Annotated in this window: 15 protein-coding genes; 3 read left to right on the plus strand and 12 right to left on the minus strand. The window is 31.4% G+C overall.

Translation table 11 applies throughout. From position 1 onward, the window contains the following. Positions 1 to 93: 93 nt before the first annotated feature. Both M4I21_RS17205 and M4I21_RS17210 read right to left on the minus strand, forming a co-directional pair. Positions 94 to 897, minus strand: a complete 804-nt coding sequence (locus M4I21_RS17205) for an NAD-dependent epimerase/dehydratase family protein (RefSeq protein ID WP_249560468.1) — start codon at positions 895 to 897, stop codon at positions 94 to 96. After that, entirely contained in the window at positions 894 to 3,173 is a 2,280-nt protein-coding gene (locus M4I21_RS17210) for a M28 family peptidase (protein WP_249560469.1), read from the minus strand. The genes M4I21_RS17205 and M4I21_RS17210 overlap by 4 nt, the downstream gene beginning before the upstream one ends. A 120-nt stretch (positions 3,174 to 3,293) precedes the next feature. Between M4I21_RS17210 and M4I21_RS17215 the strand changes: the two genes are divergently transcribed. Continuing rightward, positions 3,294 to 3,758 (plus strand): CBS domain-containing protein, encoded by a 465-nt coding sequence (locus tag M4I21_RS17215; RefSeq protein ID WP_249560471.1) that lies wholly within the window; start codon positions 3,294 to 3,296, stop codon positions 3,756 to 3,758. A 134-nt stretch (positions 3,759 to 3,892) separates the two neighbouring features. Continuing rightward, the gene (locus tag M4I21_RS17220; protein ID WP_249560472.1) at positions 3,893 to 5,746 is read left to right on the plus strand and encodes a DUF3413 domain-containing protein; all 1,854 of its coding nucleotides are present in this window, start codon (positions 3,893 to 3,895) and stop codon (positions 5,744 to 5,746) included. Between the two features lie 2 nt (positions 5,747 to 5,748). On the opposite strand, the gene M4I21_RS17225 is transcribed toward M4I21_RS17220, so the two are convergent. From M4I21_RS17225 to M4I21_RS17270, 10 genes are all read right to left on the minus strand, one after another. After that, entirely contained in the window at positions 5,749 to 6,099 is a 351-nt protein-coding gene (locus M4I21_RS17225) for a hypothetical protein (protein WP_013621094.1), read from the minus strand. 66 nt (positions 6,100 to 6,165) lie between these two features. After that, the gene (locus M4I21_RS17230; RefSeq protein WP_249560473.1) at positions 6,166 to 6,735 is read right to left on the minus strand and encodes a pentapeptide repeat-containing protein; all 570 of its coding nucleotides are present in this window, start codon (positions 6,733 to 6,735) and stop codon (positions 6,166 to 6,168) included. Further along, positions 6,732 to 7,283 carry a hypothetical protein gene (locus M4I21_RS17235; RefSeq protein ID WP_249560474.1) on the minus strand — a complete coding sequence of 184 codons (552 nt, stop codon included), beginning with the start codon at positions 7,281 to 7,283 and terminating at the stop codon, positions 6,732 to 6,734. The genes M4I21_RS17230 and M4I21_RS17235 overlap by 4 nt, the downstream gene beginning before the upstream one ends. A gap of 76 nt (positions 7,284 to 7,359) precedes the next feature. Further along, positions 7,360 to 8,877, minus strand: coding sequence for an outer membrane protein assembly factor BamB family protein (locus tag M4I21_RS17240; protein ID WP_249560475.1), 1,518 nt, complete (start codon positions 8,875 to 8,877; stop codon positions 7,360 to 7,362). A 212-nt stretch (positions 8,878 to 9,089) separates the two neighbouring features. Beyond that, the gene (locus tag M4I21_RS17245) at positions 9,090 to 9,995 is read right to left on the minus strand and encodes a hypothetical protein (RefSeq protein ID WP_249560476.1); all 906 of its coding nucleotides are present in this window, start codon (positions 9,993 to 9,995) and stop codon (positions 9,090 to 9,092) included. A 373-nt stretch (positions 9,996 to 10,368) separates the two neighbouring features. Then, positions 10,369 to 11,979: an oleate hydratase gene (locus tag M4I21_RS17250; RefSeq protein WP_249560477.1), complete on the minus strand. Its 1,611-nt coding sequence runs from the start codon at positions 11,977 to 11,979 to the stop codon at positions 10,369 to 10,371. A gap of 323 nt (positions 11,980 to 12,302) precedes the next feature. Then, entirely contained in the window at positions 12,303 to 13,235 is a 933-nt protein-coding gene (locus tag M4I21_RS17255; RefSeq protein ID WP_249560479.1) for a c-type cytochrome, read from the minus strand. A 173-nt stretch (positions 13,236 to 13,408) separates the two neighbouring features. After that, positions 13,409 to 14,053 carry an alpha/beta hydrolase gene (locus M4I21_RS17260; protein ID WP_249560481.1) on the minus strand — a complete coding sequence of 215 codons (645 nt, stop codon included), beginning with the start codon at positions 14,051 to 14,053 and terminating at the stop codon, positions 13,409 to 13,411. Positions 14,054 to 14,291: 238 nt separating this feature from the next. Next, entirely contained in the window at positions 14,292 to 14,687 is a 396-nt protein-coding gene (locus M4I21_RS17265; RefSeq protein ID WP_249560482.1) for a hypothetical protein, read from the minus strand. Between the two features lie 220 nt (positions 14,688 to 14,907). Continuing rightward, positions 14,908 to 16,062 (minus strand): hypothetical protein, encoded by a 1,155-nt coding sequence (locus M4I21_RS17270; RefSeq protein ID WP_249560483.1) that lies wholly within the window; start codon positions 16,060 to 16,062, stop codon positions 14,908 to 14,910. A 643-nt stretch (positions 16,063 to 16,705) separates the two neighbouring features. On the opposite strand from M4I21_RS17270, the gene M4I21_RS17275 reads away from it, so the two are divergent. Further along, positions 16,706 to 19,240, plus strand: a complete 2,535-nt coding sequence (locus M4I21_RS17275; RefSeq protein ID WP_249560484.1) for a right-handed parallel beta-helix repeat-containing protein — start codon at positions 16,706 to 16,708, stop codon at positions 19,238 to 19,240. The last annotated feature ends 977 nt before the right edge of the window (positions 19,241 to 20,217 follow it).

Below are 20,217 nucleotides of genomic sequence, written 5' to 3' on the forward strand. Positions count from 1 at the left end.
ATTAATCGTCAAATACCTGTGAATCAACGACTGTAATTAACACTTGGTCTAAGCCTTTGTTGTGAAACATTAAAAAAGTGTTGTGAAATGCGATTATAGTGATGTGTTAAATTCATAATTTTTAATAGAAATAAGATTGTAAGAAAGTACTTTCTTTCCGACTTCAGTTTTGTTGCTTGTAAACAGAGGGGGCTTAAGTCTCTTAGCCTTAGCTTCTTGGGTGTAGTATTGTTCTTTTGTAGGGTAAGTAGGGTATACCGCATTAAAAATTTCATTCCAATAGCTTTTTTCAATTATTAGGGTGATAACCGATATGCAATCTGTAATGTCTATTAAGTTTATAGGGTGATTACCGTTTGCTACCACATCTTTTTTTACTAAATGATGAATAGGATGTCTACCATTGCCAATAAGACCTCCAAAACGAATTATAGTCGCTTTTAAGCTATTGTCCTCTAAAAAGAGTTGTTCTATATCTAGTAATTGTTTTGCAGCGCTTGTAGCTGGCTTAGGAGTTGTTTTTTCTGTAACATCACCATTTATGTTCCCGTATACAGATGTGCTACTCACAAAAATTACATTGGCTACACCTGCAACTTTCGTACGTTGGTGCACAAGTTTCATTTTTTCATAATAGTTGGTCGTATCACCTGTTTTCATTCTAGGGGGAATGTTGATGATAAGTATTTCGGCTTCATTTAAAAACAAATCTAATTGTGTTGTAAAATCAGCATCATTTAAATCAACCAAAAAAGGCAATATAGACTGTGCCTCTAGTAGAGGCAATTTATCTTTAGTGGTTGTACTACCATGAATGGTGTATCCCTTTTGTTGTAATGTTGTGGCTAAAGGTAGACCAAGCCATCCGCAGCCAAAGACTGCTATTTTATTTTTCAAAATTTTACTGTTTTTGTAATTAGTATAGCATCGTTTAAAACAAAGGGCATCGGTATTTCATTTTCTGGTCTTGCAGGAATACTAAAATTATCATTTGTAAGTAAGTCATTAGAGGCTTCATAAAACGTTAGCTCTAAAGGAGTGTTTGGTTCTAGAACCAGATTTATTTCTGTATAATTAGTATTACTTATATAGTGCGTCATAAATTTACTGGTAGTACTTAATAAAGAGTAGTCTGGTAATGTTACACCGTTTACAATTGCTTGCTCTAAAGCAACATTGTTTTTGTAAATATCCAAACGGTTAACATTACGTTGTGGTGTAACACAAATTTTTAAATGTCTTTTGTTCTTAATTATGGTGTCTAGTATTTTTTCAATTTTAGGAACTGCTATATCTTTAACGGTCGCATTGGCAACATAATTAAAATTAGAGTTGTATTTGCTGCTAATGGTGGTGTTGGCAATTTTATTAGCTGTTGTTTTACTGTCATCTACATACTGTGCTGTCCATTTGGTTAAGTAACTATCATAAGTTGCCCATTTGGCGGTATTATTATCAGCATCTAATACATAAAGTAAACTGCTAGGTTTTGCGTTGTCTTTGGTGAAGCCCGAGTTAAAATGTGCCATAGCAAAACCTCCTAAACTTAGTATAAAGCACAACAATGCTAATCTATTTTTATGTTTGTAAAAACCAAAAATAGGCAAAATAGCAACAAATAATAATGTTGTTAGTACGGTTGTAGCAACTAACATCTTTAAACCTAAACCAACCGGAAACATTTTTACAAATGGTGCAAATATGGTTATAGCAGGTAGCGTTAAAAAGAATAAAAGATAAGCATTTGGTTTCTTTTGGTTGCTAACAATCATAAACGACACTAAAAGTGCAAACACGGGTACAATAGTATAGCTGGCTCCTTTTAAATACCAAGCTGCCAAACCAGAAATTAAAAGCCATATAAAAATAGGTGCAACTATTAAGTTCGCAGTTTCTATTTTTTTAAATTTATGGTATACATAAAAGCAAATGGCAAGTGCAAATAGGGTAAATGTGGCAATATATGTGTACCCATTATAGGTAAAGCCGTGCAGAATATCTTTGTATTGTGGGTATATTGTATGCAGGGCTGTCCAGCTAAAATAACCAAGAACACCAGTTAGTAAAAGTGAGATTAAAAGTGGTGCAAAACCTGTAGCTATTTCTTTTGCATCTAGGCTTTTATTTTTGAATCCTTTGATTATTAAAATGATAAATAATAGTACGGCAAAGGCAAGCATTGGCCATATCCAACTAAAAGGATAAGACACAGTTTTAAACACCGGAACTGTAAAATAAATAGCATCTTCATTATTTTTTAAGGTCGATAAGTCTGCATCTGCAAAATGGTGTAACAACGGCATTAAATAGCTTCCTTGGTGTGCTAAAGTCTTTTTATCTAAACGCTCATAATTATCTTTTTCTGTATGATAATCAAAATGATCGTCTATAAAAGCAAAATTGAAACCTTGGATATCTGCGTCTTCTCTAAAAACAGTTAAATCCGTGTCATTTGGTAGCATTTTGTAGATACTATATGCTAAAGAGTTTGCAACGGGGTATTCTGGATTTGCAGCTGTAAATTCTTCAATTAGTCTACTGTTTCCTTGGTTGGTTTCTATAAGCATATAACTTGGGCCACCACTGCCACGAGCTTCAAAATTAAGAACCAAACCAATATTTTTAGCCCAGGGATGCTTGTTTACAAACAATTTAGCACCATTTAAGCCTAACTCTTCTCCGTCAGAAAGTAAAATTATAATATCGTTTTCTGGAGTTTTACCTTTTTGTAAATATGCGCGTACACTTTCTAAAATAGTAGCTACACCACTGCCGGCATCGCTAGCACCTAATGATGAATGCGGATTGCTGTCGTAATGAGAGAGTAATAACAAAGCCTTGTTGTTTGTTTTGCCCTTAATTTTAGCTAAAATATTACTAGCGTAAGACAAAGTTCCCCAATTGCCGGCAGTATAACCTTCTTGTATGGTAGTTTCTAATCCTAATTTTTGTAGTTCTGCTACAATATAATTTTTAACATCTGCATGTGCTTTAAAACCAATTGCGTGTGGTTCTGTACTAATTTCCGCAACGTGCTTTAATGCTCTGTCTGTAGAAAAATTTGTGAGTTCATTAGTTTCATCAGCAGAATAAGTAGGCATTATAGATACAAAACTAAAGTAAGTGGCTAGTAGTAAAAGTATTAGGGTTAAAATTCTTGCTATTCTGCTCATTTTATTAAGTATTTCTAATTCGATACCTTAAAATTATACAAATTTGATGCTTTTAATGCAATTTATTTAGATAATTCATTAATAATCACTAGATTTAAGATTAACCTAAAACCAAATATTATGGGAATTAAAAGCTTTCAGGGAGTGCGGAAGACCTTAAAAAAGGAATTTGAGGCACCAATTTTAGTAGCAGACTATATGACTAAAAAGTTAGTAACCTTTAGGCCAGAGCAGTCTATTTTAGAAGTAATGGAGCTATTTACCAAGCACAATATTTCAGGCGGACCAGTATTAGATACAAACGGTTTTTTAGTAGGCATTATTTCGGAAGCGGATTGTATGAAGCAAATTTCGGAAAGCCGCTATTTTAATCAGCCTATATTAGATAAAAGTGTTGAGAATTTTATGACTAGAGATGTGGAATTTATTTCTCCCGACATCAGTATTTTTGATGCCGCAGGTATTTTTGTAAAGCACAACAGACGAAGGCTTCCTGTACTTAAAGATGATATTTTAGTGGGACAATTAAGTCGTAAAGATGTGGTTGTGGCAGCATTAAAATTAAACGGACAAAATTATAAATAGTACACCTTATGATTTCTATTAATTTATGAATGGCTTCTGTCCCCAGAAGCCATTTTTTTTTGTTTAAAAACGATTACTTTATTTAAAATATATGTAGCTTGCGGCTTTAATTGAAAGTTTTATCCTGCAAATTGATGAGTACTACTAAACAATTCTACAAGCAAATATTTATTGCCTTTTTATTCAACTTAATTATTGTTTTTATAATAGCTGCTAGCTATATAAAGTATGTAGAAATTGCAGATTATTTTGCATCCAAAGTATATGTGGCAATATCTACGGTTAGTCATTTTATATTATTAACTACACCCATATTTTTACTAAGTGCATTACTCTTTTTTATCACAAAGAAAAAAGGGCTTACAAAAGGTTTTTTTGTTCTAATTTCTAGTCTTTTTATTTTAGGTTTAAAGTTAGATAGTATAGTGTTTAGTCAGTTTAGATACCATTTATCTCCTTTTGTATTTAGATTGGTTTTTGGTAAAAAAGCATCGGATGTTTTTGAGTTTTCAGATACCACTTTTTTTAGCGTAATAGTAGCTACCGTGGCTTTAGTAGGGGTGCAGTTTTTATTCTTGTTTTTAGGTAAATTAATTGTTAGAAAAGAGTTTAATTTAAGAGTTAAGCTTTTATGTATTGTGTTTTTTACATCACTTGTTTGTACCCATTTAGTATATATGTGGGCAGATGCAAGCTATTACAGACCAGTAACACAAATAGCGAGTGTGTATCCTCTTTTTCATCCTTTAACGGCAAAACGTTTTTTAGCAAAAATTAATGTGGTAGACCCAGAAAAGGCTATAAAAAATAGGGATTTATATAATATTACAACAAGTAATTCTATTGTTTATCCTTTGCATAAAATAGAGTCTGTTGCTCCAGAAGTTAAAAAGAACATACTTTTTATAACCTTAGATTCCTGGCGTTTTGACTGTATGGATAGTATTGTAAGTCCAAATATGTACAAATTGTCTAAAAAGTCGCAGGTGTTCGAAAAGCATTTTAGTGGGTCTAATGGCACAGATGGTGGTATTTTTTCTCTTTTTTATGGCTTTACAGGCTTGTATTGGGAACAATTTACCAAGTTAGAGCGTTCTCCTGTTTTTATAGATGAGTTTTTAAAGCAAGGTTATGATATTGGAATTTACGGTAGTGCAAATGTGCAAAATCCTCCTTTTGATAAAAATGTTTTTAGTGCTGTTCCTAATTTAAGATTGTCTTCTAACGGTGACTCACCATCTGCAAGAGATGCGGAAATAACTGAAGAATGGATTGCTAATTTGGATGAAAAGGATGGAGAAACTCCTTTCTTTGATTTTCTGTTTTATGATGCGGCCCATGGGTACGATTACCCTAAAGATTACGATATTAAATTTAAGCCATCGTCTAAAGAAGTAAACTATTTAGGGTTAGATTCTAATGATACAGAAAAGTATACAATGTTTTTTAATAGGTATAAAAACGCAGTGTATTATATAGATGATTTGGTGGGCGATGTACTAAAAGCATTAGAAGAAAAAAACTTGTTAGAGTCTACTATTATTGTGGTTACAGGAGATCACGGTCAAGAGTTAGATGACAACAAAAAGGGGTATTGGTCTCACGGCGGTAACTTTACTAAATATCAAATTCAGGTTCCTATGTTTGTTTTTGATGCTTCTAAAGCTGCAAAAGAGTACAAAACAACTTCTTTACATTATGATATTGTACCTACATTAATGAAAAATTATATGGGTGTAAAAAATCCTATTGGAGATTATAGTATGGGTCAGGATTTGTACAATTTAAGCCATAGAGATTGGTTTGTAAGTGGCTACAATAATAATTACGCTATTATTGAAAAAGACCGAATTACAAAGGTGTACTCTACAGGTTTGTTTGATGTTACAGATTTAAAACTAAACAAACTTATGGATGCAGAATTGCATTACGATGTTATAAAAGAAGCCTTAGAACAAATTAATATGTTCTATGAGAAAAAGGAGTAGAGCTACTCGCGTTTCACAATCATATAATAGTCGTTATCTAAAGGTAAGTAGCCAAGGTCGTAGACAAAAAAGTAGGTAGTTCCTTTTTTTGTTGTGTAGGTGTTGGTAATAAACTCAAAGTCAAATCCTTTGTCTATTAAGCGCGTTCGGGTAGTTTTTGTTTTGCCTTCGGTGAGTGTAAAGCTATCTAAAACTCTATAGTTTTTGCGTAACCTATTGTTTATATTTCTAATTAGGTTTTTACTGTCTTTATTAATTTTGTTATTGTAGGCATTTCTACAATAGTCTTCACAAAACTTTTTATCTGCTCTGCCAACTAGTTTTTTTCCGCATTCTAAACAAGTAGTCTCCAAATTTATAAGTAACTTTTTAAGGGTTTTTATGTTTAACAAGTTACAAATAAAACTGTTATGTTAAATCTAACTTATATTAATCTTGTGTTTGGTTAATAAGCCTGCTAAGCCATTCTTGGAGAATTTAGCATTTTTTATGCGGTTATTTTCAGGATCTATGGCGTAGTTGTAAGCAGTTCTAAAGTCGGCCTTTTCTATTATTGTATCATCAAAAATGGCATTCTTTAAATTACAGGTTTCAAAACTAGATTCGCTTGCGTTAGCCATAGAAAAATCTACCTGTTCTAAATTACAATTTTTAAATACTGTTTTTTTAATTGTAAGCTTATAGAACGATGCTAGCTGCAAATTACAATCTGTAAAGGTAAAGGATAGCAAAAAAGGATTACAGCCGTTAAACAGTACGCCTAGTAGCTTGCAGTTTGTAAATTCTACCGTGTTAAAAGATGTTTGCTGTGTTTTCGCATTGGTAAAATCGCACTCAATAAACGTACATTCTACAAAATTAACATCAGACAAAAAAGCTTCAGCAAAAATACACTCTTCAAAAATACAATTATCATATTCTGCTATTGCTAACCTGTTCGTGGTGTAGTTTTCCTTGGTAAATGTTTTGTCTAATATAAGCGAATTCATATGTTTGAGTTATTACTTTGTATTGCTTCAATTTTACGTACTAAAGACTCTTTTTCTGTAACAGAGATTCTATTTAAAGACGAATTTATTCCCCCTTTAAGGGTGTTATATTTCTCTAGAGTAAACTCTAGCGTTAGAATTGTTTCAAAAAGGAATTTTTTGGTTTTTACACTTTCTATATCAGCAATCGGAATTGTTGTTTTTTTAAGAATGGTTCTTGTTTTTCGTATCCAGATAGCGTACTCAGAAACGTATATATTGTTAGGGTCAATTTCACATATTACCTCGTCTTGTTTAAACTGATTGTATATCATTAGCAGTAAATAAATTGACATTAGTACTGGAGAAAGTAATAGTACGGACATAAATATCAAGAATATAATAGATGTTATATCCGCTATTGTTCTACTGTTAAAAAGACTTAAAAGCACTGTTACGGTACCTATTGATATTCCTATGAAAAAAAGAAGAAAAATACTAAGCACCAATACTCTTGTAATTTTTTCTTTTTTAGATTGATAAAAAATAGCTTTGTTTTCTGACTTCATCTCTTGATTTAAAGGCGTTCTAATCTCTAGAATAAAAATTTTAGGATCCTAGAAAACACCGGCTTGTCCATCTATTTTATTTTGATATATATTTTAATTGCGCTGTATTATGAGAGTTGTCGTTGAATTTTTTATTATAAATTATAGATGCTTTTTGTTTTGTAACATCAAAAACTTCTATGCCATTTTCAGTAATGTAAATAAAGCGATTTTCATCTAGTAATTCTATATTAGATAGTGGTTTTCTGGTGCTATTAAACTCTTGATAATCTTCTTCATTTAAATAAAAAATGGTCTTAGAGGTACTTCCAACTATCTTATCGTTAATTAGAGTCCAGTTGAGAATACTACCTTCTATAACTTTTTTCCATTTTAGAGTTCCATCATTGGTGTTAATGGCAAAAACAGCAGACTTAGTAGCGCTGCCATTTTTAATAACAGTATATAAAATATTATTCTCCAAAAAGCTGTTTCCACTACTCTGAAAAGTAAAGTTTTCATCTGTAAATGTCCATTTAAATACTGAAGGATTTTTTATAAATGTATTTTCTGGATCAGAAAGATCTAGATCATTAATAGTATTACCATCTTCGTTTAATGGAAGACAGTAGAACTTTCCGTTTTCATCTCCAATATAGATGTTTTTACCATCTGTTTGCATCTTAGCATATATTGGTTTTTCAAAGTGCTTGTAGTTCTCTTCGTCTTCAAACATGCCGTAGCTGTATCTTGACCCAGTCTCAGCGCCATATTTCTCTAAATACACGGCAGAATTTACAAAATAGTAGTCATGGGGATATGATTTGTATTTTACTGGGGCAAATAGGTTAAAATGTGTTGGAAGACGTTCTTTCCAAATAATCTTGCCTGTTGCCTTATTAAAATTGTACAATAAAGGTGTTGTTCTTCTTGGATAGCCGTGAGATGCAATAACAACATTTTTATGGTCTACTAGTGGTTGCGACATAAATAGAGGCCTAATATTATCAACATCTATAACCTCATTGTTTAATGTAAGTTCTATTCCGGTACTTTGACGACCATAAATTTGCTTCTCCCAGATAATCTTCCCTGAATTAATATTAAAATTAGCCAGCTTACCACTCTCAAATGGCAGAAAAATATTTTGTTCATCAACAACAAAACTATTTCTATTTCCCTGAGAGTCTAACGCACTAGTATACTCCCAAACTATTTCATTAGTTTCTGTGTTAAAGTTGTAAATACTACCCTCTGTAGCTATTAAAAGAGTGTTCTGTGTTACCTTAGTAGGGATACCTTTTTCTTTTTTGTAAAAAATGTTATTTTCTACAGAATAGAAATACAAAATGCCAAAAAGGATTAAAAGTAGAAATAGAGGTATATACTTATTTTTCTTTCGCTTAAATAGTAACCAAATTGTTTCAAACCCAACAAAAATACAAGCAGCAAAGAAGATTATGTTTACAAAAGACGCTAACCCTATAAAGTTTTCTATGTCATATAACAGCCCTTCAAGTCTAGCTGGTTTGCCAATAAACATTAATAATCCTAATGGTATATAGCATATGCTTAAAAGTAAGAATCGGATAAATATGTATATTGTATTCTTCATAGTTCTGTTTGTAAATTGTGTTGAAAAATTACCGCGATCGGTTTTCTATGCGGTTAATAGAGAGGTTAAGCGCCTAATGTAGTACCTAAACACAGTAAAAAAGTTCAAAAAAAATAGTTTTAAAACCTATGAGCTTATTATGATAGCAGCTTAGATTAACAACTATTTATTTTATCTCAGATCTTCTTAAAATCATATATTTAACTAAAATTTTAAAAAGAATTAGAGCTTTCTTTAGATACGTTTTGGTGAAGCTCTTTTAGTAATTCATAAACTAGTGTTTGATTCTTTTCTTTATACCTTCTTATCCAAAATGTATAAACAAAAAACACTCTGTTGCTTAATTTACTCTCTCGGCCACTGCTAGGAGAGTAATTTTCATCAGACAAAATACCTTTAACCTCTTCGCTAGCAAAGTCATTAATTGTATTCTCAATTTCTTTATATACATCCGAATAGCTATCTGCGTATGGGTCTTGAGAATACATTTTATTGGTTAAATCGTTTTCGTACCTTATAGATTCATTATTTTCTACTTCAGTATAAGCGGTTAATAAGGCTTTTACTATTGACGATGCACCTGAGTCTTTGTATAAATTGTTGTTTTTAAATAATAAATAAAGTACTTGTTTTTCCTTAGGTGTTATAAGTTTTTTTAAGTTCTCTGGACTTCTGTCTATACTACTCCAGATATAATTGATAATAGAAGAGTCGTCTAATGTTAACCTTGCTTTTCCAAATTGTTTGCTGTTGATAAATGCTCCACCGTTCCAAATACTTGTCATAATATTTGTATTCTCAAGGTCACGAGATTTAAAAGCAAATTTTATGAAGTTTGTAGTATTTAGAATTGGAGTAGATTCACTCGTAAAACTAATTAGAGTTTCTGCATTAATTTGTTTTTCTAAAGTTGAAATTTCGGCATTACTATTTTCAATTTTATGGTTCGATTTGTCTAAATCTTCAGAGATAACATTAATAATAGAGTCTTTAACTGTTAATTGCGTTTGTAAATTATTAATCTTAATTTGCTGTTCTTCAGTTTTAGTATTGCAAGAATATAAAACAAATAAAATAACTATTAAAAATAGTGTTGAAATGTGTTTTTTGAAATTCATATTTTTAGCTCTTAAATTACTCTAACGTTAATTAAATTGTTTTTACGGTCTTGTATATAAAACACGGCGTATAAAAAAGTATTTAATTTTTAGATTAAATACAAAGTCGAATTTTTAACGGTCTAAATATTAAGATTATTACAGACTAATGGAACCACCAATATATATTCGTGGTTTTTCAATTTATATTCGGTATTAAAAATTAAGCAGAACATGAACGGCAGCCCTATCAATAATGGTTCATGTGGCGAATAGAAAGGAACGCTTTAAAGGCTAGTAGTACTTTAGGGTATAAAACTTCAAATCAACGGTGTTGGCCGTTGATTTGAAGAGCGTAAGTGGTGTGTTAGATTACGCTATTTAATTAAATTTTTTAACCTAAAATTGCTTTTGCATTTTTTAAGTTATCCCATATATGGTGTTGACCAAAATACATTTTAGGAGGCTCTATAGAAGAGTCAACTAATTCGTTAATCGCTAGTATTGCTCCACGAACACTATATTCAGTCGTAAAAACTATACCATCTGGTATTTCTACAAATTGCCCTAAGAGCGCAAAATTTTGCGAACCTTTAGGTACAACAAGAGGTCTATCACCTTCGGTTCTGGGTAGAAACTGAGAGATACCGTATGGTAATCTACAAGGCACACAGTATGATGTTTCAAGAAGTTCTGTTTTTTCGCTCTCGTCTAGATCTCCCCATAAATGCCCTAAAAGCTCTTCTAAAATTTCTTTTCCAGTACAGTCATACATTGGTTTTTTTACAAATTGACCAAGATTATCTTCACCTAATGCTGAAACCCAAATTACACAAGTATCTTCTGCTTGCCCAGGGAAAAAGGGTTGTCTATAGGTGTGTACGTGCAATATCCATGGAGATTGTGTCAAAGGCAAGGGACTTTGTACGCCCATTGGTCGTTCAACTAACCATTGAAATTTTCTTTCAAAAAGGTTTCCTCTAAAAGTGACCGTAAAGTGCATCATTCTAGAAAGAGAAACGTCACGTAAATAGCGGTCTGGTCTGCCTAGGTCTGCTTGTTTTGCTACAATGTTTTGCCATAATTCATATGCTTCTCCTGGTTTTTCTACGGGTGTTGTAGCTACAGGCTTATCATGAGAACCGTAAGAGTGATTTGATACAATTGAACCGATTGTTAAAAATGCTTTGTCTTCTGGTCTAACCTCTATTGCATCTAGTACCTTACCTTCTGTGTTTTTTAAATGTAAGCGTTCTACCCAGCGTTTATTATCACTTTCTTTAAAGTCTACATCTGTAATACAAGTATTATAATGTATTTGAACTCCTTTTTTTGTGATCAGTTTAATAGCAGGTAGTATAAATGAGTGGTAGTTTGTGTAACGTGTACGCTCTAAAGAGGTCATTTTCTCCATATCGGACATGCGGTGGTAGAATAGTTTCATATAACGTTTCATCTCTATCGCAGAGTGCCATGGCTGAAAAGCAAATAGCGCACGCCACATATACCAGTAATTACTTTTAAAAAAATCTTCGCTGAAATAATCCGTTATTTTGGCGTCTGCCGGAATCTTGAATTCTGGTATCTCAATTAATCGAGCCATTTCAAGAGCTTCTTTAGTACCTAACCCAAGGTCGTGCCCAGTATCTTTCTCACCGTTTGCATGTAGTAGTCTAACCACGGTGTTCATATTGCATTCTGCAGCATTACGTTCATAGTCGTCCAAACAAGACCCAAGTTCGTCATAAGGTATTAACGACCACAGTTCTTTTGTGCAACAATATACTTTGTCTTCGTACATGCGACTTCCACGCATAAGGTAAACAGGTTTATCATCAACCATTTTAACAGATGCATCCATTGATCCTCCAACTAAATCTGTCTCTGGGTTTTTTTCAAAAATGTGAATATTTTCCGGGTTAAAACCGGCTTTCTGAATTAAGTAGACAGCAGCTGATAGGGAGCTTAATCCTAGGCCGTTTAAATAAATGTTAGAATCCTTCATAGTATATAGAAATTATGATTAATATATTTCTATTAAAATTAGATTGCTTTCTTTTCAATTATTTACTGTAGAAATACGCTGCAAGATACTTTGGAGTCTATTGTTAAAATATGATTAAAGTCACATCGTATAACTTTTTTCTATTTATTTGATTTTTAGATTGGTACTCTAATAAATGTAGTTAAATTGTGGGAGCGCTTAGGCAATGGTTTGTACGGGAACAGAAAGTTATCAGACTTATGATTTGGCGACACTATAAATATACACAGACCTTTCCGTTTAGACTTAAAGTTAGCATCACGTATAGGTTTTGTTGGCAGTAGTTATTCTTTCTCTTCTTTGGGTGCTTCTGGATTTACCCAAACATCACCTTCTGATTCTTTAGGATTGGAAGGTGTGGTGCCTTGAAAAGTTAAAACGTAGTTCGCTACTTGTGCTATCTCTTCTGGTTTTAGGTATTGTTTCCATGCTATCATACCTTTTCCGTCTCTACCACCTTCAGAAACTACATTAAAGACATTTTTAAACCCTCCTCCTAATATCCAGTTCCTATCGGTAAGGTTCGGGCCTATTCCGCCACCGCCATCTAACATATGACATGCAACACAGTTTTCTTCAAAAAGCTGTTTTCCTTTTTTTATACTTGTTTCATTGTTCGTAAACGTTCTAAGATTACCCCATTTTTTTTGTTCCTTTACATAGTTAAGCCGTTGAATACTATGTGCTATACTATCAATTTTTTGCAGGGGTTTGCTTGCAGGTATTTGTTGTATATAAGAAATTAAAGCTAATACCTCAGAATTGTTCTTTGTATTAATTTCTTGTGTAGTTAATTCATCCGATAATGATTCAGCCTGTCTATTTATATTGTTCCATAACTGTTCATTACTTTTCTTGAAACCTTTTTCTTTTGCTATTTCTGATACAACATCATTGCTAAGCGTGTTTTTATAGAGCTCAGTATAGGAAGTTTTTTTTGAATTAGGTACTATAGCTTTAGGATCTAGTAAGTAATAATAAAGCCATTCATTAGAGTATTTACCTCCAACGCCATCCAGGCTAATTAACTTTAAGCTCTCTTGCTCAATCTGTTGTGTATGACAGTTTATACAGTTTTCTCTCTTGTAGATTTCTTCACCGTATGCTACTAACATATTTGTTTCTACGTATGGGACCTCCTTTGACGTGCTTTTACGGTTTTGAAGAAAACCAATTGTAGATAAAAATACTAGCAATATAAAAAACCGATTTTTCATTCTCTTGTTTTGTCTAATTACAGCCAACAGTTTGTGGTAGGTTGTGTAGCGTGTTTTAAGCCCCTAATTTAGTAAATAAAAACCGAATAGAAGTTCTAGTAGTCCCTGTGTTTTGGGGTTTGTAAGTAGGCTTAAAACAAGCAATTAATTATAGATGGTGTTGACCACAGTATTTATTCTAAGTTATAATTTTCATTCGCCCATTTTATTGTCGGTTCAATCCATTCCTTTAAAGGTTTAAATAAAAATCCGTGCCCCATTCCTGTATTCAGTTCTATTTCTTTAAATTGGTTTATTACGCAATCTGAGGTTTTCTTTCGTTCCAATGAAGAAACTCCAAATGGGTTGGACTTTTCATAAATCGTTAAAATATTTCCGCAATAATTGATTTCAGGTATATCTTGAATGTCGTTATTCCTGAAACTTGCAATAAATACAAAATTTAAATTTTGATTGTTTGCCAAAGTCGAAACATATTGAGCAATATATCCACCTTTTGAAGTTCCCACAACGGTTATTTTTTGGGGTTCAATTCCTGTTTTTAGTAAACTATCAATTTGAGATTTAATTCCGACTGCGTAATCTCTCGCATTTACATTTCCGTTTCTCTTTTCACTAATAACTTTAAATCCGTTCTTTTCAAACTCTGATACGATCTCTTTGTATTCAGTCCGTCCAAATTCTGGATGCAATTCGTTCAGTTCGTGAGTTTCTATAAAACGATTGTGAAGGAAGAAAATATACCTGTCTTCATTTTTCGTTCCGCACGCAAACATAATCGAACAAAAAAGAATTCCAATTAGTAGACTTATTTTCATCGATTTTCGTGATTTCTTAAATTATGGGGAACGGTTTGTATAAGAATAGTAAGGGATTAAAATGTACTTACTTTCAGATTTCGTACTTAGCCATCCCGACGCTTCGGGATTTATTTTGTTTTATCTTTTTTTGTTCTAAAGCCAAATCAAAAGATTTGGCGGACTTGGTAAAAAGTAATAAACTTTGGGCTAAGCACCAAAACCCGTATTAATTATAGCCATTGTTACCAACTGGCCTTTATTCCGCTTTTTTATAATTATCGAAATTTATTCCATTAGTTTTAAAGAAAACATTTTTAAATTCCGATTTGTTTTTTGTCACTAAACTATAATCAATTTCAACAAAATCTCCGTGTGTTGCTGTCGCCATATCATATTTTTTGTTGTTCATAATCAAAGTCATATGTATCGCACCCAATTTTACTGTGATATTTGGTTCGTTAGTCATTGAGGAAATCTGCTTTTTGAATTCGGTAAGTTGTTCAGGCGATAGTATAAATTTTCCAGAGTTATTACTCATCATTACCTTTTCAATTTTTTCCACTTCTACAAAATCCGAAAAAGTCATTTCCTTTTCGCTTTTACAAGCAAATAATTGAATTATAAAAAATATTGATAGAAGTTTCGATTTCATTTTTTTAGCTTGTTGGTAACGGTTTGTGTATGGAACGTAGCGTATTTAAATATACTATATTTCGGGTTAAACACAGAGCTGAATTTTTTATTTTGTTTTTATCTTTTCTATTTTAAAAGCCAAATTAAAAATTTGGCGGAACTTCGTAAATGAGCGATAACCTCAGGTTTTAGCACTTATTAGCTATGTTTTATACACTTTGTTGTAAGCAGTACTTTCTTCAAAAGCTTAATTCAAATCTATCCAAATCCAATATTTCCCTTATTGATTTTCCTTCTTTATAAATGATTTTATTTTTTTCAACGAATGTTTTGTCAATTTCGAATTTATCAAAGTTTAAGTCATTTTGAGCAAAAGGATGTTTCACAAACCAATACTTACCTTCTTTTACGTGTCCTAGAACCAATCGGTTAATCATTACAGCACTTACTTTCGTGTATTTTGGGCCAGAATTATCTTTAAAAAAGCCATTCATACTACGTTCTATTCGCTCGTCTTTATTATTTGGGTCGGTTGAGTAAGATACAGATGTGCTTCCAAATAGGGAATCCATTACGTCATAATTATCAGTTCCTCTATGGCTTTTAGAATTAATACAAATTAGAAAAGGCTTATCAAGTTCTCCGTACCTAGTAGCTTTTTTTTGAAGTGCTGATTTTATTGAATCATCAGCTCCACCAATAAATCCTTCGGACGGGAACATACCTATCGGACGAATACCCTTTTTTCCACGAATTTCTTTTGATTTGGGCATAAGCTTTATAACCATACTCAAATTTTGGTCTTCGAAGCTAATAGATGGTATTCCTTTAATTCCAAGTGTGCTTAAATTATCCAAGACCAAGTCAGGATTATGTTCTGGTAACTTACTTTCTAAATATCTAACTACTTTTTTCGCACTTGGTTGTTGTTCTGTTTTAAAATTTAACTTTTCTATTTGAAGAAAAAAATTAGGTGAATCAGTTTGATTTACGATATCATAGATTTGGTTAGTTTTATTTTCAAGTGCTCGTTCCGAATCAGTTTTATCTGTTGCTTCCTTAACTTCTATGTAAAACTCAATACCATTTCCTCTTGCCAAAAAATCTGGTCGGTTTGATGAGTTTTTTAATATAGGATGTGATTCTAATGTAAATCCTTGTTTCGTAAACAATTCGTGAATGAATAATTCATAAAGAGAGGATGAAAATTCTTTCCGAAATCTTTTTTTGAATTCAGGTTTTTCATCTTGCGGATAATTATCAAACCAAGCATTCAACACTTCTCTAATTACCTTACCTTTTTCAGAATCGCTTCTATCAAAAAAATCAAAAGTATTATCGTTATGCTTTGCAGGTTTTTTATCCGTTCTTATTTTGTCTTCGAAGAGCTTCATTCGTATTGCTTACAACTAGTCAGTAACCTCATTTTATTGCGTTTATTTCGCCAATAGGGTTGTGTAAACGCACGTTTTAAATTTCTAACTATTATTTGGTTGCTGTTTTTCTCACAATTTAAAACTATTTTCTGTATTATAAATACGTATTTGTGTAATTGAATTAATTTTGTGTGCAGTTTTATACGCCCAAACTACATTTTTAATCTAAAGGTTTTATCTTTTAAATCATTAGTACTCTTAATCAGCATAATGTACAAATCCGTTTTTAGTAGATTCCACTATGAGTTGTTCCGGAAAGAGTTCGTTTTTCGCTTAGCCATTTTGTCATTCAGAAACACTCTTTCATTTCCAAGGAAGTTCCTTTTGATTTCTAATTTTTTTTCCTCAACATTTAATTCAAGTTGTTTCATTATAAAGATTTTTGGTGATTATACTTATATGATGTTATGATTATTGTCTGTAATGTTGCTCTAAATTACACAAAACGTTACGTATAAGTAACGAAGGGTAAACGGTAAGTACTTTTGTTTTGGTTTGTTACTTTGCTACATATTTGTACTTAAGAAATTGGTGTTATTGGTATAAGGTTAGTTGTGTGCGTGTTTAGTTTTCTTAAGTTTGTGTAAAAAAAATACTTCAAATGAAAAGGAATATTTTATTATGCTTTAGTCTATTTTTAGTTGCTATTTCTTGTAAGAAAGAAAATAAAACTACTCAAAATAATAATTCTGTTCTTGTAAATGATACCATTACAAATAGTACTAATAACAATACGCTAGTAAAAAAATATGAGGGAGATTACCTTTATAAGGCTATAATTAATAGTAAAACGGGTATTGTTTTAAAAGATACTATTAACGAGACTAAATTAGGAGCAATACCATTTGGAGCAGAAGTCTTAGTTACTAAGTTTCGTGATTTTGAAACTATGAATGTAATGAATAGGGTTAATGTTTATGGTCAATGGGTAGAAGTAGTCTATCAAGATAAAAACGAATATGTTAAAGGACGAATTTTTGATGGCAATTTAGATTATAAGTCTTACACAAAAGAGTCTAATATATATGCAGATACTGTAGTTGTTAAAAATGAACAAGAATTTTTTAAAGCTCTTAGGTCTAACAGAACTATTATTGTTGATGCCAAAGAGATAAACTTAGACAAAGGAAAAGAAATTATAGAGAGTATAGAGGAAGAAGAAGGTTCTCATCTAATTTATTATGCGGATGATTATGCGGATGATTATGCAGAAACATTGGTGTTCTCTAATTTTTTAGATTTAGAAATTAAGGGTAAAAATCTTGTAGATTTTTTCACAGAAAAACAAGAAGCAAATGTTATTGAATTTAAAAACTCTAGTAATATTTACATAGACAATATTAATTTTTACCATAAAAATGTCTCCAGTTGTGGCGGAGATGTTTTGAGTTTTTCTAATTGTGATAATTTTTATTTTCAAAACTCAAGTTTTGATGGTTCAGGGTTAACTGGGATTCATGCAAGTGAATCTGAAAGTTTAAATTTTTTCAATTGTGATTTTTATAATAATCATAATTATATAATTCGTAGCCATGATACAAAATATATTAACCTTAAAAGGTGCGATATTTATGGCAATGAGTTATCTGAAGCAATCTTTGATGCTTCTGGTTTTGATTATGAAACATATGTAGATTGTATAAACCAAATTAATATTTCAGAATGTTATATCACAGATAATGAAACCTCTTCTTTAATTGAAAGTGACGGTAAACAAGATAATATTTTCAATATTGATAACTCATTAATTACAAATAATAACTTTGAAGACGATATTATTAATTTAATTTCTAATTCTAAAGTAAAAATAAAGAGTACAGATTTTATAAATAATAGGTCCATTTTAAATAAGTATATAATTGATAAAGATATAGACAGTGACTATGAAGAAATTGAAATATCGTTAGAAGAAGTATCATTTAAGGATAATATCGATTTTTATGACTTTAACAAAGGCAATACTGCATTTACAAAAAAGGAAAACGTAATAGTAGACAATAGGTACAATAAAGAATCTGATACTTTATTAACGCATTTTAATAGAACTTCTATAGCAGGATTAAATTATATTGAGCGTTCGGATAAAGATATTAAGTACAATAAAAAAACAAATGAATTTTCTGTTAATGGGCATCTTCTAAAAGGTCTGCATAAGTTAAACTTTTCTGATAGGAATGATTTCTATATTTTTTTAGACGAGAAATCTTCGTCTGTAGAGAATTATAGTGGTTACGGAGAAATTATTGATGGAAAATTAGAAGGAGAGTGGAAAATTGAGAGTAATGCTTATCTGGATATTGTTGAATTTAAAAATGGGATAATTCAAAAAATGCGACGAGAAGTCATCGTTAATTATAAACCAAAGGAAATAACAGTAGTTAAAAAAGGAATATATATTGATGGACAAAAAAATGGTGTTTTTGAATATTTTTATGAAGATGGCAACTTGCGAAAAAAGTTAACTTTTAAAGACAATATTCTAGATTATCCACGAGAATTTTATTTTCCTAACGGTAAAATGAGGTTTATTAGAACTAAGAATAAATCCATACATTACCATCCTAACGGAATAGTTATAGCGGAGATTACGTATGATGAGGAAGGAAAATTTGTTATAAATGCAAGTAATTATTACGATAGTGAAGGAAATTTAAAGGAAGCTAAAGAGACTCCTAAAAATAGTGTCAAGTTTTATATTGAAGGAGGTGTTTCTATCAATTTTGAGGGAATAGAAGAGTATAAAGACAAAGTTTTTGTATCCCAAGATTATACTATTGCTGAATTTTTACATTTTAACAATAGTATAGCAAGATATACGGTGTCAAATAGTGATTTTTTAAATAAAAGTATAGATTTAAAAGTTGGGCATAGTGATTATGCAGAGTCCTATAGGTATAACAATAAAAAACTAGTATACATTTTTGATAAGCTGCATAACCTAAGGTACAAAGCTGTAATTGAAAATGGGACGAACCTTAATTTATATGTTTACAACGATTATAATTACCTCAAAAAAGTTTTTAAACAATATATATATACCAATAAGCAATTTGTATTACATGGTGATGTTAACTATTACTCTAATGGATATATGCGTTATGCTCAAAAATATGAAAATGGAAAACTCATGAACTAATTTTAAATCCATAAAAAGTTGCGCTGTATTTTTGTAACTGCTACATTATTATTAGTGACGTATTCTAGCACTATAACTTTTGGCGCATAATAAAATTGATAAAAAAGAACGAATCTTTAAAGAAGCTCTTAGTTGCTAACGGGTATACGCTTTGTGGCGTGTAATAAGCACTTAATTTAGCAACTATTTACCGACCAATAAAATCCGCTAGTCCCTGCGCTTTGGGCTTCGTAAGTAGGCCAGAAGCAGCAATAAATCATATACTGTGTTGGCGGTTCGTTGTTTTTATTCCGACTTATTTTTACTGCGTTTGAGTGAATTCCGTCAGTGGTTTATTTCGCAAATTTTTTCAATTCCGAATCTGGCTAAATTCCACATTCAGTTAAGTTCTTGTTTTTTAATTCAGTTTCCGATTCCTCAACTTGCTGAAAAATCTGTTTAGTTGCTGCTATTCAGATATCTTTTTTTTGCTTTTATTTTCGTTAATAAATATTAATATTATCGAAGCAATAATAATTATTGAAGCACCTAAAAACAACCAAGTTTTTTTTGATTCAATGTTGAAATTTGAAAAATCAAAATTCAATATATTTAAAGTCATTGCTATTATTATCAATATTGATGGGATGTTTCTTTTTATCATATTTTTTGTTTTATGCTCGTTTTTTCAATGAATGCCAACGTTTAGTATCTGAAATCGTAGGGCGGAAAAAAGGCGACTACCATTCGGTTTAGTCACAAGCCGAATTTTTAAATTTTTCTTATTATCTTTCTTCTCAATAAGCCAAATTTAAAAATTTGGCGACCTCTATAAAAACACACTAAACTTTGTGTTAAGCACCAAAACCCGTATTAACTATAGCTATTGTTGTAGCACGTTATTTAGTGGTAAAATTGGTCAATATGCTCTTTAATTTCATAAACTCTTGTTTTGGTTATTTCACATATTTTTCCTGCTCTAATATTGCGTTGGATAG

Source organism: Cellulophaga sp. 20_2_10 (genome assembly GCF_023476645.1).
Lineage (GTDB): Bacteria > Bacteroidota > Bacteroidia > Flavobacteriales > Flavobacteriaceae > Cellulophaga.

What these genes read in the sequence shown, in the direction of transcription:
- M4I21_RS17210 (WP_249560469.1), bottom strand. Translation starts at nt 3,173, where the DNA reads ATGAGCAGAATAGCAAGAATTTTAACCCTAATACTTTTACTACTAGCC.
- M4I21_RS17215 (WP_249560471.1), top strand. Translation starts at nt 3,294, where the DNA reads ATGGGAATTAAAAGCTTTCAGGGAGTGCGGAAGACCTTAAAAAAGGAA.
- M4I21_RS17220 (WP_249560472.1), top strand. Translation starts at nt 3,893, where the DNA reads ATGAGTACTACTAAACAATTCTACAAGCAAATATTTATTGCCTTTTTA.
- M4I21_RS17230 (WP_249560473.1), bottom strand. Translation starts at nt 6,735, where the DNA reads ATGAATTCGCTTATATTAGACAAAACATTTACCAAGGAAAACTACACC.
- M4I21_RS17235 (WP_249560474.1), bottom strand. Translation starts at nt 7,283, where the DNA reads ATGAAGTCAGAAAACAAAGCTATTTTTTATCAATCTAAAAAAGAAAAA.
- M4I21_RS17240 (WP_249560475.1), bottom strand. Translation starts at nt 8,877, where the DNA reads ATGAAGAATACAATATACATATTTATCCGATTCTTACTTTTAAGCATA.
- M4I21_RS17245 (WP_249560476.1), bottom strand. Translation starts at nt 9,995, where the DNA reads ATGAATTTCAAAAAACACATTTCAACACTATTTTTAATAGTTATTTTA.
- M4I21_RS17250 (WP_249560477.1), bottom strand. Translation starts at nt 11,979, where the DNA reads ATGAAGGATTCTAACATTTATTTAAACGGCCTAGGATTAAGCTCCCTA.
- M4I21_RS17255 (WP_249560479.1), bottom strand. Translation starts at nt 13,235, where the DNA reads ATGAAAAATCGGTTTTTTATATTGCTAGTATTTTTATCTACAATTGGT.
- M4I21_RS17260 (WP_249560481.1), bottom strand. Translation starts at nt 14,053, where the DNA reads ATGAAAATAAGTCTACTAATTGGAATTCTTTTTTGTTCGATTATGTTT.
- M4I21_RS17265 (WP_249560482.1), bottom strand. Translation starts at nt 14,687, where the DNA reads ATGAAATCGAAACTTCTATCAATATTTTTTATAATTCAATTATTTGCT.
- M4I21_RS17270 (WP_249560483.1), bottom strand. Translation starts at nt 16,062, where the DNA reads ATGAAGCTCTTCGAAGACAAAATAAGAACGGATAAAAAACCTGCAAAG.
- M4I21_RS17275 (WP_249560484.1), top strand. Translation starts at nt 16,706, where the DNA reads ATGAAAAGGAATATTTTATTATGCTTTAGTCTATTTTTAGTTGCTATT.